The 13,275-nt window shown below is 58.8% G+C and carries 16 protein-coding genes; 4 read left to right on the top strand and 12 right to left on the bottom strand.

The window, feature by feature from the left end:
- Position 1: 1 nt before the first annotated feature.
- Positions 2-820: a pyrroline-5-carboxylate reductase gene (gene proC / locus AC3ITY_RS30885; protein ID WP_489306657.1), complete on the bottom strand. Its 819-nt coding sequence runs from the start codon at positions 818-820 to the stop codon at positions 2-4.
- 35 nt (positions 821-855) lie between these two features.
- Positions 856-1,542 carry a YggS family pyridoxal phosphate-dependent enzyme gene (locus tag AC3ITY_RS30880; RefSeq protein WP_489306656.1) on the bottom strand — a complete coding sequence of 229 codons (687 nt, stop codon included), beginning with the start codon at positions 1,540-1,542 and terminating at the stop codon, positions 856-858.
- A 56-nt stretch (positions 1,543-1,598) separates the two neighbouring features.
- Here AC3ITY_RS30880 and AC3ITY_RS30875 point away from each other — a divergent pair, with 56 nt between their 5' ends.
- A complete protein-coding gene (locus AC3ITY_RS30875) occupies positions 1,599-2,633 on the top strand; it encodes a type IV pilus twitching motility protein PilT (RefSeq protein ID WP_489306655.1) in 1,035 nt (344 codons plus the stop codon).
- Positions 2,634-2,827: 194 nt separating this feature from the next.
- Here AC3ITY_RS30875 and AC3ITY_RS30870 read toward each other — a convergent pair whose 3' ends face one another.
- Positions 2,828-3,448, bottom strand: coding sequence for a C40 family peptidase (locus AC3ITY_RS30870; protein WP_489306654.1), 621 nt, complete (start codon positions 3,446-3,448; stop codon positions 2,828-2,830).
- 251 nt (positions 3,449-3,699) lie between these two features.
- Here AC3ITY_RS30870 and AC3ITY_RS30865 point away from each other — a divergent pair, with 251 nt between their 5' ends.
- Positions 3,700-4,119, top strand: coding sequence for an NINE protein (locus tag AC3ITY_RS30865; RefSeq protein WP_223546907.1), 420 nt, complete (start codon positions 3,700-3,702; stop codon positions 4,117-4,119).
- Positions 4,120-4,214: 95 nt separating this feature from the next.
- On the opposite strand, the gene AC3ITY_RS30860 is transcribed toward AC3ITY_RS30865, so the two are convergent.
- The 9 genes from AC3ITY_RS30860 to gshB all read right to left on the bottom strand — a co-directional run bounded on the left by AC3ITY_RS30860 (position 4,215) and on the right by gshB (position 12,102).
- Positions 4,215-4,619 carry a hypothetical protein gene (locus AC3ITY_RS30860; protein ID WP_489306653.1) on the bottom strand — a complete coding sequence of 135 codons (405 nt, stop codon included), beginning with the start codon at positions 4,617-4,619 and terminating at the stop codon, positions 4,215-4,217.
- A gap of 50 nt (positions 4,620-4,669) precedes the next feature.
- Positions 4,670-5,659, bottom strand: a complete 990-nt coding sequence (locus AC3ITY_RS30855; RefSeq protein WP_489306652.1) for a lipid II-degrading bacteriocin — start codon at positions 5,657-5,659, stop codon at positions 4,670-4,672.
- A gap of 440 nt (positions 5,660-6,099) precedes the next feature.
- Positions 6,100-7,371, bottom strand: a complete 1,272-nt coding sequence (locus AC3ITY_RS30850) for a dihydroorotase (protein ID WP_489306650.1) — start codon at positions 7,369-7,371, stop codon at positions 6,100-6,102.
- Positions 7,368-8,372 (bottom strand): aspartate carbamoyltransferase catalytic subunit, encoded by a 1,005-nt coding sequence (locus AC3ITY_RS30845; RefSeq protein WP_007939362.1) that lies wholly within the window; start codon positions 8,370-8,372, stop codon positions 7,368-7,370. Before AC3ITY_RS30845 ends, AC3ITY_RS30850 begins: the two co-directional genes overlap by 4 nt.
- 27 nt (positions 8,373-8,399) lie before the next feature.
- Entirely contained in the window at positions 8,400-8,903 is a 504-nt protein-coding gene (gene pyrR, locus AC3ITY_RS30840; RefSeq protein ID WP_489306649.1) for a bifunctional pyr operon transcriptional regulator/uracil phosphoribosyltransferase PyrR, read from the bottom strand.
- 79 nt (positions 8,904-8,982) lie between these two features.
- Positions 8,983-9,420: a Holliday junction resolvase RuvX gene (gene ruvX, locus AC3ITY_RS30835; protein WP_489306648.1), complete on the bottom strand. Its 438-nt coding sequence runs from the start codon at positions 9,418-9,420 to the stop codon at positions 8,983-8,985.
- A complete protein-coding gene (locus AC3ITY_RS30830; RefSeq protein ID WP_057712922.1) occupies positions 9,420-9,992 on the bottom strand; it encodes a YqgE/AlgH family protein in 573 nt (190 codons plus the stop codon). The genes ruvX and AC3ITY_RS30830 overlap by 1 nt, the downstream gene beginning before the upstream one ends.
- Before the next feature lie 192 nt (positions 9,993-10,184).
- Positions 10,185-11,084, bottom strand: a complete 900-nt coding sequence (locus tag AC3ITY_RS30825; protein WP_489306647.1) for an energy transducer TonB — start codon at positions 11,082-11,084, stop codon at positions 10,185-10,187.
- Between the two features lie 64 nt (positions 11,085-11,148).
- Complete coding sequence (gene gshB, locus AC3ITY_RS30820; protein WP_056726500.1) at positions 11,149-12,102, bottom strand: glutathione synthase; 954 nt, start codon at positions 12,100-12,102, stop codon at positions 11,149-11,151.
- Between the two features lie 340 nt (positions 12,103-12,442).
- Here gshB and pilG point away from each other — a divergent pair, with 340 nt between their 5' ends.
- Both pilG and pilH read left to right on the top strand, forming a co-directional pair.
- Entirely contained in the window at positions 12,443-12,847 is a 405-nt protein-coding gene (gene pilG, locus AC3ITY_RS30815) for a twitching motility response regulator PilG (RefSeq protein WP_090451937.1), read from the top strand.
- A gap of 57 nt (positions 12,848-12,904) precedes the next feature.
- Positions 12,905-13,270 carry a twitching motility response regulator PilH gene (gene pilH / locus AC3ITY_RS30810; protein WP_007897961.1) on the top strand — a complete coding sequence of 122 codons (366 nt, stop codon included), beginning with the start codon at positions 12,905-12,907 and terminating at the stop codon, positions 13,268-13,270.
- Positions 13,271-13,275: the final 5 nt, after the last annotated feature.

The raw sequence follows: 13,275 nt of genomic DNA, 5'->3' as shown, positions 1-13,275 counted from the left end.
CTTATTGACCCAGTTGTTCGGCCATCTCGGCCGAGCGATGCGCGGCAGCGCCGAGTGCCTTTTCGACCAGGGCTTCAAAGCCATTGGCCTGGAACGACTTGATTGCAGCTTCCGTGGTGCCCGCAGGCGAGGTGACACGGCGGCGCAACTCGGCGGCGTCAACGTCGCTGGAGACCGCCATATGGGCGGCGCCCAGTGCGGTTTGCAAGGTCAGTTGCGCGGCGATGTCCGCCGGCAGGCCGAGTTTCACCCCGGCGGCGGTCATGGCCTCGATCAACAGGAAGAAATACGCCGGGCCCGAGCCGGAAACGGCGGTGACGGCATCCAGTTGCTGCTCTTCATTCAGCCATAGGGCGACGCCGACCGCGGACAGCAGCTCCTGGGCCTGCTGACGCTGTTCGGCTGACACCTCGGCTGTTGCGAACAGGCCGCTCGCGCCCTGACGCACCAGCGCCGGGGTGTTGGGCATGCAGCGCACGATCGGCTGGGCGCCGAGCCAGTTGTTCATGCTGGCGCAGGTGATGCCCGCGGCAATCGAAACCACCAGTTGATCGGGTTTGAGGCTTGGGCGAATGGCTTCGCACACGGCTTTCATCGCCTGGGGTTTGACCGCCAGGACGACGACGTCGGCGCCATCGATGGCCTGGGCGTTGTCGGCAAAGGTTTCGATGCCGTGTTCAGCACTCACGCGGGCGCGGGTTTCTTCGCCCGGATCGCTGGCGCGGATCTGTGCGGCTTCCAGACCTTTGGCCCGCAGGCCACCGATCAGACTGGCGGCCATGTTGCCGGCACCGATAAAGGCAATACGTGTCTTGCTCATGTCAGGTCCTTATAAAGAGAAGAGTCAGCCATTTTTCAAGGCTGACCGTAGTCGCGGGCGCCAAACAGGGCGGTACCGATCCGCACCCAGGTGGCGCCTTGGGCGATGGCCGATTCGAGATCGTGGCTCATGCCCATGGAAAGTGTGTCGAGCGGCAGGTTCAGGCTGGCTTGCAGGCTTTGCACGGCAGCGAAAGCGGCATCCTGGGCAACGCGATCTTCCGTCGGCTCAGGGATAGCCATCAACCCGCGCAGTTTCAGGCGCGGCAGGTCGCTGATGGCGTTGGCCAGAGCCGGCAGGTCGGCCGGGGTGCAGCCGGATTTGCTGGCTTCACCGCTGACATTGACCTGAATGCAGATGTTCAGGGGCGGCAAATCGGCGGGACGTTGTTCGGACAGGCGTTGTGCGATTTTCAGACGATCCACGGAATGCACCCAGTCGAAGTGTTCGGCGATAGCACGAGTCTTGTTCGATTGAATGGGGCCGATGAAGTGCCAGATCAAGGGCAGGTCGGCCAGTTCCAGCTGCTTGCCCAACGCTTCCTGCAGGTAGTTCTCGCCAAAGTCGCGCAGGCCGGCAGCGTAGGCTTCACGCAGGTCTTGTGCGGGTTTGGTCTTGCTCACAGCCAGCAACCGGACACTGTTTTCGGCGCGGTTGGCGGCGAGTGTTGCGGCGTTTATGCGCGAACTAACTTCGAGAATGTTGTCTGCTATGGTGGACATCAAGAGGCGCCAGCGGTCTGAAGGTTCGCGGCATTCTACTGGAATTGAGAGACGCTATGGATATCACCGAACTGCTGGCATTCAGCGCCAAACAGGGCGCATCCGACTTGCACCTGTCTGCCGGCCTGCCGCCGATGATTCGGGTGGATGGCGATGTGCGGCGCATCAATCTGCCGGCCCTGGATCACCAGCAGGTGCAGACGCTGATCCATGCCGTCATGAATGACGCCCAGCGGGTGGATTTCGAAAAGCATCTGGAAACCGACTTTTCCTTCGACGTGCCCGGCGTGGCGCGGTTTCGGGTCAATGTGTTCAACCAGAACCGTGGCGCGGGTGCCGTGTTTCGCACAATCCCGTCAAAGGTGCAGAGCATGGACGAACTGGGCATGGGCGACGTGTTCCGCAAAATGACCGACGCTCCCCGTGGCCTGGTGCTGGTGACCGGCCCGACCGGTTCCGGCAAGTCCACCACGCTGGCGGCGATGATCGATTACCTCAATACCCATCGTCATCACCACATCCTCACCATCGAGGACCCCATCGAGTTCGTTCATGAGTCGCGCAAATGCCTGATCAATCAGCGTGAAGTCCATCGCGATACCCGTAGTTTCGCCACTGCCTTGCGTTCGGCACTGCGGGAAGACCCGGATGTGATTCTGGTGGGGGAGATGCGCGATCTGGAGACTATTCGCCTGGCATTGACCGCGGCCGAAACCGGCCATCTGGTGTTCGGCACGCTGCACACCACGTCGGCGGCGAAAACCATCGACCGGGTGGTCGACGTGTTTCCGGGGGACGAGAAGTCGATGGTGCGCTCGATGCTCTCCGAGTCGCTGCTGGCGGTAGTGTCCCAGACCCTGGTGAAGAAAATCGGCGGTGGACGCATCGCGGCCCACGAGATCATGCTGGGGACATCGGCGATCCGCAACCTGATCCGCGAGGACAAGGTGGCGCAGATGTACTCGGCGATTCAGTCGGGAGGGTCGTTGGGGATGCAGACGCTGGATATGAGCTTGAAGGACCTGGTGACCAAGGGGTTGGTCAGTCGTGATCATGCGCGGGAGAAGGCGCGGTCACCGGATAACTTTTGAACGGTTGCGCGGGACCTGTGGCGAGGGGGCTTTTCGGAGCGCCGAACCGCCCCGTTCGGCTGCGGAGCAGACGCAAAGCAGGCAGCGCGTTCTACCTGAAAAAACCATTAAGCTGGCTTTGGGGTCGCTGCGCGACCCAACGGGGGCAAGCCCCCTCGCCACAAGTGCTCCCCTTCAGAGAGGGGACACTGAAATCAGCGCTGAACAACCCGCAACTGATTCGGCTCTTTCGGCAGAACCCGCTTGGCAACTACGTAGTGGTTTTCCCAGTACGGTTTCTTCAAAGTGTCGATGGACACCGACTTGCCGCGACGTGGCGCGTGGATGAAACGGTCGTTGCCCAGGTAGATGGCAACGTGATTGACCCGACGGCTTTTGATGTTGAAGAAAATCAGGTCGCCCGGCTTCAGGTCGTCGCGATCGACTTTCTCCCCATGACCGCTGGCCATGGCGTTGGAGGTGCGTGGCAGGTCGAACGTGGTGTCGTTGAACGCGTATTTCACCAGGCCGCTGCAATCGAAACCTTTGCTTGGGCTGCTGCCGCCCCAACGATAAGGAGTGCCAAGGACGTTCACGGCGCGGCTCAGCACGTCGCTGCTTTCCTTGGTGCCCATCGGTGGAACCAGGCCGCTCTTGTTGCTGGCCAGGCTTGGAGCATATTTAGCGGATTTTTTGTCTTTGCTCGAAGGAGCAGAGGCATGGGATTTTGGGGTGTAACCATTAACGTTTGGAAGACGTTGCTCACGATTGGTGGCGTGGGCGGCCAGTGGCATCAAAAGGCAAATGGTTAGCCATGTCTTGAAAAATGAACGCATTAGGCAAGGCTCTTAATAGGTTAGCGCGCAACTTTATAACAGCTTTTTTGCCGCCTCCGAGGCCGTTGGTCGATTCAATCTGGAGGGCAATGGTGGCAAAAAAGCGGCAAAATGGCGCAATTGTCGGACAGAAGTCCGGTGTTACAAGGCTTTGACGGGAGTGAAGGTAGCATTTGCCATACGTCGGATGCCTGTAAAAAAGTCACAAAGAATTAAAGAATATTTATCTATCGTGTGAATCGAGGTCATTCATGAACCCCTATCAACAGGCTGTCCAGCAGCAAGACACCCACAGCAAAGTGATCGGTTACCTGCTGTGGATTTTCGGTTTTACCGGCGCTCACCGCTTCTATTACGGCAAGCCGGTGACCGGGACGATCTGGTTCTTCACCTTCGGCTTGCTGGGGATCGGTTGGCTGATCGACCTTTTCCTGATCCCGGCGATGGATCGCGAGGCGGACCTGCGGTTTACCGCGGGCCCCATCGAATACAACGTGGCGTGGATCCTGCTGACGTTTCTCGGGGTGTTTGGCGTGCACCGGATGTATCAGGGGAAATGGATCAGTGGGTTGCTGTATCTGCTGACGGGCGGGCTGTTCTTTATTGGCGTGCTGTATGACTTCTGGACGTTGAATGATCAGGTGTCGCTGCGTAATGCGCAGAGTCGTTGATTAAATGTGGCGAGGGGGCAAGCCCCTCGCCACAGGGTGTTACGCCTGGTGACTGATCCTGCTATTCGTCTGCTTGAGTCATAGCCTGTGAATGACTATTGAAATACTTTTAGCAGTTGAAGTTGAAGTGTTGCAAATGCAATTGTACTGATGCTGTATAAGGTTGAAATGATGAGGTGGTTTGGAGTAGCCCAGTAATTTATGCTGTCAGCGAGAATCGCAAGTGATGCAAATGCAACTATCAGCGCTGATGCTTTTATTAAGGCTCCGTTCGTGCGGTGTGTGCGGGCTTTTTTGTATAAGAGTATTTGCATTAGGTGAAGTGTAAGTAATATTAAGCCTGCAATCAGGATTGCACCTATTGGTATTCCAATTGAGTCTCGATCTATATTGTAAATGCCTGCGCTCAAATTATTTGCTAAAATAAATATTGCTACACTGGAGGTGATCGCTAAAAGCACTGGGTAGATGTAGTTTAGGTGCTTGTAGAGAGTCTTCATGTTGGCTCTTCCTGAATGCAGTATGTAGTTTAAAATCCTAACGGACTAATCTAATGCAGGTCCGGCTGAAAGCCAGTTCCGGTTAGTCTTATTTTTTGTTCTCCCGTTATATCGATTTCATATTTCGTTCCTGAGAATGCTCTGCCTGCTGTGGTTAACGCTTCGAGTAGTGTTGATCTGTTACTTTTGTCAAAGTCGTATGTGTCCGTATAAGCTTTTGCAGTTCCATCAAAAACCCATGATCCGTTTACTTCTCTTGTAAATTCTCCTTCAATTTTCAATGTTATTCGTCCTAGATAATATCCTGTGGCTTTGCTGTCGTCAGCAGTGGCGTAAGGTACTTTTGGATCAGATAAATAATATCTTCCGGATTCTCTGGTGCTGGCTATGGTGTTGGCTAGCAGCGGAATTTCATTCGCCTGTACGTTGAGGCCTATGTTGTTTATATCGACTCGCAGCTTCTCTCCATTTCCCCACAGGTAGTGAGCAAATGCTTTGACAGGGCTAAATGTTCCCCCTGATAACTCGGTTGTTTGTGTTTCATACTTGATGTTGTACAGACTTGTCGATGCTACTTTGATCAGGGCGTCTAGGTTGCTTAGTTTTTGTTGCGCTGCGAAGGTGTCGGCAAGACTGAAATTTACGAGTTTGTTCTTGAAATAGGCATGAGTGACGATCGAAGAGCTGTTTAGTAGGTAGTTGTCACTCTCCGTGATTTTCCAAAGGTCTTGAATGGCGCCGAAGGCGTCGTTGTTAATTGCTCTGCCTACCATTTGTAGTTCATAAGTAAAGGCTTTTATACCACTTTTCATTTCGAGCCAATCATGGAACATGTCCATTTCGGCTGAGGAGATGGCGGGGCCATCGCATAGTGGCAGAGAGTAAGTTTGCCCGTCGTTGGTGATGATGGCTTCACCTGCGCCCTGCCAATCTGCAGTCCCATAGGTTCCCCAGGTAAACCCAGGATTAACTGTAAAGCCGCCTGAGTTCCCCGTTGTTCCTTTCGTCACGATAGGAGGTAGAGTAAGTCCATTTTTCATGTATTGCTCCTTGTTAGTGCCTTTGTGTTCATGGTGTTTGTAGTGAGGTTTCCTTGTGCTGTTTTTATGCTAGATGATAGGCGTTGAACCCGCATTCAATAACTTTGTAGGATGTTTCTGTGTGTTGCGAAGTTCTTTTCGCACAAATGATGAAGAGTCAGAAATTTCTGTTCATTGGATAGGTTTATTCGCCATCGCTTGTAGAGATGTACTTGATGCGGATGTGGTGTTAGGGGAGAGGCAGTGGATGACGGAGGAGGGGGGGAGGAGGGCTGTATGACGTCTGGATGCTTAATGATCAGGTCTCTGTTCGCAATACGCAGAACAGAGGCGCCTTCTAAGACGCCATCGTCGGAACGCCGCCCGGGGCAAGCCCGCTCCCACAGGGATCATCTCAATCCTGTGGGGGCGGGCTTGCCCGCGATTGGAGCGACGCGGAGTTACGCCTGGTGGCTGATCCGCCCATCCACCAGGGTGTAACGCACCACACCCGGCAGGCTGTGGCCAATGAACGGGCAGTTTTCGCCCTTGGACAGCCAGCTTTCACCCGCCACGGTCGAGGCTGCCGGGTCGAACAGCACGATATCCGCCGCGCCACCCACCGCCAGTTTGCCTGCCGGCAGGCGCAAGGCCTCGGCAGGGCCGGTGCTCAGGCGCTTGAGCAGTGTCGGCAGGTCCAGCAAGCCGTCTTCAACCAAGGTCATTGCCAGTGGCAATAGCAGTTCAACACTGCTGATGCCCGGCTCGGTCGCGCCGAACGGTGCCAGTTTGGCGTCACGCTCATGGGGTTGGTGATGACTGGAGATGGCCGAGATCACGCCGGATTTCACCGCTGCGCGCAGGCCCTCGCGGTCGGCGCGGGTGCGTAGCGGCGGCTGGACGTGATACAGGCTGCTGAAGTCGATCAGGGCTTCGTCGGTCAGGATCAGTTGGTACAGGGCGACATCCGCGGTCACCTTCAGGCCCCGGGCCTGGGCTTGGGCGATCAGCTCCACGCCGCGTGCGCTGGTGAGCTGACTGAAGTGCGCGCGCACGCCGGTCTGTTCAACCAGCAGCAGATCCCGGGCCAGGGCGACGGTCTCGGCACTTTCCGGGATGCCCGGCAAGCCAAGGAAGCTGGCGGTCGGGCCTTCGTGGGCCAGGCCACCCTCGGCCAGGTCGTGATCCTGGGAGTTGAAAATCACCGTCAGGTCGAAGGTCGCTGCGTAGTCCAGTGCCCGGCACAGGGTGCGGGTGTTGCGGAAGCTCTCCAGACCATTGCCGAAGGCCACGCAACCGGCATCGCGCAGTGCCACGAGCTCTGCCAGCTGTTCACCGTCCAGGCCTTTGCTCAGGGCGCCAATCGGAAAGACTTTGGTGTTGCCGGCCTCACGGGCGCGGTCGAGGATCAGTTCGGCCACAGCCGAGGTGTCCAGCACCGGTTTGGTCTTTGGCGGGCAGCACAGGCTGGTCACGCCGCCAGCCGCCGCCGCGCGGGTTTCGCTGACAATCGAGCCTTTGCGGCTGTAACCTGGCTCGCGCAGGGCAACGTTGAGGTCGACCAGGCCGGGAGCGGCCACCAGGCCTTTGGCATCGATGGTGTCGACGGCGACAAAACCGGCTGGCGCCGCGCCAAGGGCGACGACTTTGCAGGCTTCAATGTGGATATCGGTCACTTGATCCAGGCCACTGGCCGGATCGATCACGCGGGCACCGAGAATGCTGAGTTTCACTGGGCGTTCTCCTGCTCGAATTGGCGTTGCGCAGTCTGCCCGCTCATGGCCATGGACAGTACCGCCATACGAATGGCGATCCCGTAGGTCACCTGGTTGAGGATCACCGAGTGCGGGCCGTCGGCCACCGCCGACTCGATTTCCACGCCACGGTTGATCGGCCCCGGGTGCATCACGATGGCATCGGGCTTGGCGCCGGCCAGACGCGCGGTGGTCAGGCCGAACAGGCGGTAGAACTCGCCCTCGCTCGGCAACAGGCCGCCGGTCATGCGTTCACGCTGCAGGCGCAACATGATCACTACGTCCACGTCTTTCAGGCCTTCGGTCATGTCGGTGTAGACCTTCACGCCATATTGCTCGATGCCGATCGGCAGCAGGGTTTTCGGCGCGATCACGCGGATGTCCGGGCAACCGAGGGTTTTCAGGGCCAGCATGTTCGAGCGCGCGACCCGCGAGTGCAGGATGTCGCCGACGATGGCCACCGAAAGGTTTTCGAACCCGCCCTTGTGCCGGCGGATGGTCAGCATGTCGAGCATGCCCTGGGTCGGGTGCGCGTGCCGGCCGTCACCGCCGTTGATGATCGCCACTTGTGGGCAAACATGCTCGGCGATGAAGTGTGCGGCACCCGAATCGCCGTGGCGCACGACGAACATGTCGGCGGCCATGGCTTCCAGGTTGCGCAGGGTGTCGAGCAGGGTTTCGCCTTTGCTCGCCGACGACGTGGACACGTTGAGGGTGATCACGTCCGCCGAGAGCCGCTGGGCCGCCAGTTCGAAGGTGGTGCGTGTGCGGGTCGAGTTCTCGAAGAACACGTTGCACACGGTCTTGCCGCGCAGCAGCGGGACTTTCTTCACGGCCCGGGCGCCGACTTCAAGGAAGGAGTCGGCGGTGTCGAGGATTTCCGTCAGCAGCTCGCGGCGCAAACCGTCGAGCGAGAGGAAGTGGCGCAGCTGGCCCTGATCATTGAGCTGCAGCGGGCGCTTGGTTTCTAGAGGCGTCATCGCAAGGGGGACTCTCAATAGGGCGAATTAAAGGGCGAGGTCTTGCAGTTCGAGCGCAAGCTCAGGGCCGGACAGCTTCACCCGTTCGTGGGCCGCCAGCGACAGGGTCGCGCCAACAACGTTCGGGCGGATCGGCAGTTCGCCAGCGTTCAGGTCCAGCAGGCACACCAGCGTCACGCTGGCCGGGCGGCCGTAGTCGAACAGTTCGTTCATGGCGGCACGGATGGTCCGGCCGCTCATCAGCACGTCGTCGATCAACACCAGGTGCTGGCCTTCGATCTCGAACGGCAGCGCCGAAGGGCGAACCTGTGGGTGCAGGCCGTTCTGGCTGAAATCGTCGCGGTAGAAGGACACGTCCAGGGTGCCGAGGGGCTCATTGCTGCCCAGCTCCTTGAGCAGGGCCTGGGCCACCCAGACGCCGCCGGTACGGATGCCGATGAAGCGCGGGTCGCTGATGCCTCGTTTGGCCAGATAGGCGTCAAGTCGGGTCGCCATCTGGCTGATCAGTTCGGCGGGATTGGGCAGGCTCATGGTTGCTCCTTCTTGGGCCCGAGCCAGCTTGTGCGGGAAGTGGCTCGGGTTGTAGCTAAGAGAGACGCACAGCGGCTCTTCAGGATTCAAACAGTGCGGTGTTTTCGTCGAGCCAGCCTTGCAGCAGCAGGGCGGCGGCGATGGCATCGACCGGGTTGTCGCGGTAACTGCCTTTCTGGCCGCCACGAGCCAGGCGTTCGCCCTTGGCCTCGAAGGTGGTCAGGCGTTCATCGTGGGTATAGAAGGGCAGGTTGAAGCGGCCGTTCAGGCGCCGGGCGAACTTTTCCGCGCGGGCGCACATGTCGCTGGGTGTGCCGTCCATGTTCAACGGCAGGCCGACCACCACGGCATCGGGCTTCCACTCTTTGATGAGGGCTTCGATCTGGTTCCAGTCGGGAATGCCGTTCTGCGCTTTCAGGGTGCACAGCTCGCGGGCCTGGCCGGTAATCACCTGGCCGACCGCAACGCCAATCTGTTTGGTGCCGTAGTCAAAACCCAGAATCAGCTTCAGGGCCATCAGGCGTGCCCCGCCTGGCTGGTCAGCAGGCTGAGGTTGACGCCCAGGTGCTTGGCCGCCGCTTCCAGGCGCAACTCACTGCTGGTATTGAACAGGATGTCGGCGTCGAACGGGCAGTTCAGCCAGGCGTTCTGCGCCAGTTCGGCTTCGAGCTGCCCGGCTTCCCAACCGGCGTAGCCGAGGGCAATCAGACTTTTTGCCGGGCCGACGCCGTCGGCGATGGCGAACAGTACGTCCTGGGAGGTCGACAGGGCCAACTCGTCTTCCAGATCAACGGTCGCCTGGAAGCTCTGACCCTTGGGGTGAAGGACGAAACCGCGATCGGTCTGCACCGGGCCACCGATGAAGATCGGCACATGCTGGCAGAGCGCTGGCGGTTCGATTTCCGGGCGCAATTGCTCAAGGATATCGGCCAGGTTCAGATCTTGCGGACGGTTGACCACCAGCCCCATGGCGCCATTGGCCGTGTGCTCGACGATGTAGGTCAAGGTGTGCGCAAAGTTCGGGTCGGCCATGTGCGGCATGGCGATCAGGAATTGATGCTTGAGGTAGCTGGGGCTGACGTTTTTCATGACCGCTAGTGTGGCGTTCGAGGGGCGAACTGACAAGCTGGGGATGCACAGGAAATACCCCGAATATCAGCAACGACACAGATTAAGTGTGGGAGCGAGCCTGCTCGCGATGATGGCGGTACATACAGCATTTAAGTGTCAGACAGATCGCAATCGCGAGCAGGCTCGCTCCTACAGGGGGTTTGCGGTGAATCAATTGCTTGAGAGCCTGTCCCCACGGGCAAATTTCCAGGTCCGGATGATCTCCAACCGGTCGATATCCGACAAATCCCCGGTAAACGGTGCAAACGGCGCCGCCAGCCGAACGATCCGTTGCGCCGCCTGGTCCAGCAGCGGTTGGCCCGAAGATTCCAGCACCAGTACTTCATACAGCGAACCGTCGCGGTTGATCGAGACCATCAGGCGCAAATTGCCGTAGATCTGTTTGCGCCGCGCTTCGTCGGGGTAGTTGAGGTTGCCGATGCGCTCGACTTTCTTGCGCCATTCGTCCTTGTACCAGGCGCCCTTGTCGCGCATGGTCGAGGCCGCGCTCAAACGGTGAATGCGTGGACGCTTGGCGTACAGCTGTTGTTCGGCAGCCAGTTCCGCTTCCAGGCTGGCAATGTCGCTGGACAGTTGCTCGCTGTCGAAGGTCGGCGCCTGGACCTGGGGCTTGACCTCGGTCTTGGGCTCCTCGGTCTTGGCGGGGGCTTTTTTCGGCTTCGGCGCCACGGTGGTCACGGCAGCCTTCGGCGGGGCTTCCTGCGCTTCTGGCTTGGCGGCCGGCGGTGGCGTGACCTTTTGCACCTTGTTGTCCTGGAACGGCGCGACCTCGGTGGTCTTGGGAATCGCCTTTTTGTCCAATGTGCCGCTGCCTTGCTGATTCTCCTGGGCCAGGAAATCGGCTTTCTCGGGTTTCTTTTCGCTTTTGAAGGTGGCGAGGGTGATTTCCAGGGTTTTACTGATCTGCTTGGGCTCGACCACTGCAAATCCGACACCCAACAGCAAGGCCAGGTGGATCAGCGCTGCCAGAAACAGGGTAAAACCGAGGCGATCGACCGGGCGCACGCCACGGTGGGCGAGTTCGGCAGGCAGATCGGACGGGAGGGTCATGACAAGGAAACCAACATCGCGTTTTCACAGGCCGCGCATGATAACGCAATGTTGGTTTGGCTAATCAACGTGCCTTGAGCTTCTGATCGATGGCATCCATCAACATGCCGCCGATGTCAGTGCCAAACGCGTTATCGATCTCGCGAATGCAGGTCGGGCTGGTGACGTTGATCTCGGTCAGGTGCTCGCCGATCACGTCCAGACCCACGAACAGCAGGCCTTTTTCACGCAGGGTCGGGCCGACTTGCGCGGCGATCCAGCGGTCCTTGTCGGTCAGCGGGCGCGCTTCGCCACGGCCACCGGCGGCCAGATTGCCGCGGGTTTCGCCCGCCGCGGGAATTCGCGCCAGGCAGTAATCCACGGGCTCGCCGTCGATCATCAGGATGCGCTTGTCGCCATCGACGATGGCCGGCAGATAACCCTGGATCATGATTTGCTGCTGACCATGCAGGGTCAGGGTTTCGAGGATCACCGACAGGTTCGGATGCCCTGCGGTGTGGCGGAAGATCGAAGAACCGCCCATGCCGTCCAGCGGCTTGAGGATTACATCGCCATGATGGTCGGCGAATTCGCGCAGCACGTCAGGGCGACGGCTGACGATAGTCGGCGGAGTGCACTGCGGGAACAGCGTGGCGAACAGCTTTTCGTTGCAGTCGCGCAGGCTTTGCGGCTTGTTGACCACCAGCACGCCAGCGCGCTCGGCCTGCTCCAGCAAATAGGTGGAGTAGACGAACTCCATGTCGAACGGCGGATCCTTGCGCATCAGGATCACATCCAGATCGCTCAGCAGCGCGTCGCTTTCGGCGCCCAGTTCGAACCATTTTTCCGGGTTGGCAAAAACCTGCAGCGGGCGCATCCGCGCCCGGGCCTGGCCTTCGCCCTGATACAGGTCGCGCTGTTCCATGTAGAACAGCTCCCAGCCACGCTTCTGCGCGGCCAGCAGCATGGCCAGCGAGCTATCCTTTTTATAGGAAATGCTGGCGATAGGGTCCATGACAATCCCGACGCGAACGCTCATTGGGTTTTCCTCGAAATTTTGGGGCTGGATATTGATCTTCTGTAGGAGCGAGCTTGCTCGCGATGGAGTGTCAGTCGACACCTATGTAGCTGATACACCATCGCGAGCAGGCTCGCTCCCACAAGTCAGGCCAAAGGGTCATATAAAAGTGGCGTCAGAGTGGCGCTGAGTGTGTTCCCGGTCAAGGAAAAACCACCTTGCGGGTCGGCCGATAGATTGGTTTTGGAGACTGTGCTAAAAAGGCTGCCATGTCGTGCCGGCCCTTGAGCATCAAGGGTTTCGAGCCGCGTTAACCGGCAAACGGACAATTTGTTTCGCAAAGGCGACGGTAGAGCATTTTATGGAACAGCACCCCAGCGCCTTGAAGGTCATGGTGATCGACGATTCGAAGACGATCCGTCGCACCGCCGAAACGCTGCTCAAGAACGTGGGTTGTGAGGTCATCACGGCCATCGACGGTTTTGATGCCCTGGCCAAGATTGTCGACAACCACCCCGGCATCATCTTTGTCGACATCATGATGCCGCGCCTGGATGGCTATCAGACCTGCGCCCTGATCAAGAACAACAGCGCGTTCAAGTCCACGCCGGTGATTATGCTGTCGTCCAAGGACGGGCTGTTCGACAAGGCCAAGGGGCGCATCGTCGGCTCCGACCAGTTTTTGACCAAGCCTTTCAGCAAGGAAGAATTGCTTGATGCGATCCAGGCGCATGTTCCTGGCTTCGCCGCCGTTTTGCCGCAGTAGGACACGCACAGTGACGCTCGGCCATCGGGCCCGGCGTCGACAAGAATGGGGAAGACCATGGCACGTATTCTGATCGTCGATGATTCGCCGACTGAAATGTACAAACTGACCGGCATGCTGGAAAAGCACGGTCATGAAGTGTTGAAAGCCGAAAACGGCGCCGACGGCGTGGCCCTGGCCCGCCAGGAAAAGCCCGATGCGGTGCTGATGGACATCGTCATGCCCGGCCTCAACGGCTTCCAGGCGACCCGCCAATTGACCAAGGACCCGGAAACCGGGCACATCCCGGTGATCATCATCACCACCAAGGATCAGGAAACCGACAAGGTCTGGGGCACGCGCCAGGGCGCCAAGGACTACCTGACCAAGCCGGTCGATGAAGACACCCTGATCAAGACCCTGAACAACGTGCTGGCCGGTTGATCGAA

The sequence above is a fragment of the Pseudomonas sp. GL_091 genome, assembly GCF_057837725.1.
Note: the sequence above shows the minus strand (reverse complement) of the source record. Positions and strands in the feature narration are given on the sequence as shown.

Excerpts from the sequence above, each read along its gene's own strand:
- proC (WP_489306657.1), bottom strand. The coding sequence starts at position 820 with ATGAGCAAGACACGTATTGCCTTTATCGGTGCCGGCAACATGGCCGCC.
- AC3ITY_RS30880 (WP_489306656.1), bottom strand. The coding sequence starts at position 1,542 with ATGTCCACCATAGCAGACAACATTCTCGAAGTTAGTTCGCGCATAAAC.
- AC3ITY_RS30875 (WP_489306655.1), top strand. The coding sequence starts at position 1,599 with ATGGATATCACCGAACTGCTGGCATTCAGCGCCAAACAGGGCGCATCC.
- AC3ITY_RS30870 (WP_489306654.1), bottom strand. The coding sequence starts at position 3,448 with ATGCGTTCATTTTTCAAGACATGGCTAACCATTTGCCTTTTGATGCCA.
- AC3ITY_RS30865 (WP_223546907.1), top strand. The coding sequence starts at position 3,700 with ATGAACCCCTATCAACAGGCTGTCCAGCAGCAAGACACCCACAGCAAA.
- AC3ITY_RS30860 (WP_489306653.1), bottom strand. The coding sequence starts at position 4,619 with ATGAAGACTCTCTACAAGCACCTAAACTACATCTACCCAGTGCTTTTA.
- AC3ITY_RS30855 (WP_489306652.1), bottom strand. The coding sequence starts at position 5,659 with ATGAAAAATGGACTTACTCTACCTCCTATCGTGACGAAAGGAACAACG.
- AC3ITY_RS30845 (WP_007939362.1), bottom strand. The coding sequence starts at position 8,372 with ATGACGCCTCTAGAAACCAAGCGCCCGCTGCAGCTCAATGATCAGGGC.
- pyrR (WP_489306649.1), bottom strand. The coding sequence starts at position 8,903 with ATGAGCCTGCCCAATCCCGCCGAACTGATCAGCCAGATGGCGACCCGA.
- ruvX (WP_489306648.1), bottom strand. The coding sequence starts at position 9,420 with ATGGCCCTGAAGCTGATTCTGGGTTTTGACTACGGCACCAAACAGATT.
- AC3ITY_RS30830 (WP_057712922.1), bottom strand. The coding sequence starts at position 9,992 with ATGAAAAACGTCAGCCCCAGCTACCTCAAGCATCAATTCCTGATCGCC.
- AC3ITY_RS30825 (WP_489306647.1), bottom strand. The coding sequence starts at position 11,084 with ATGACCCTCCCGTCCGATCTGCCTGCCGAACTCGCCCACCGTGGCGTG.
- gshB (WP_056726500.1), bottom strand. The coding sequence starts at position 12,102 with ATGAGCGTTCGCGTCGGGATTGTCATGGACCCTATCGCCAGCATTTCC.
- pilG (WP_090451937.1), top strand. The coding sequence starts at position 12,443 with ATGGAACAGCACCCCAGCGCCTTGAAGGTCATGGTGATCGACGATTCG.
- pilH (WP_007897961.1), top strand. The coding sequence starts at position 12,905 with ATGGCACGTATTCTGATCGTCGATGATTCGCCGACTGAAATGTACAAA.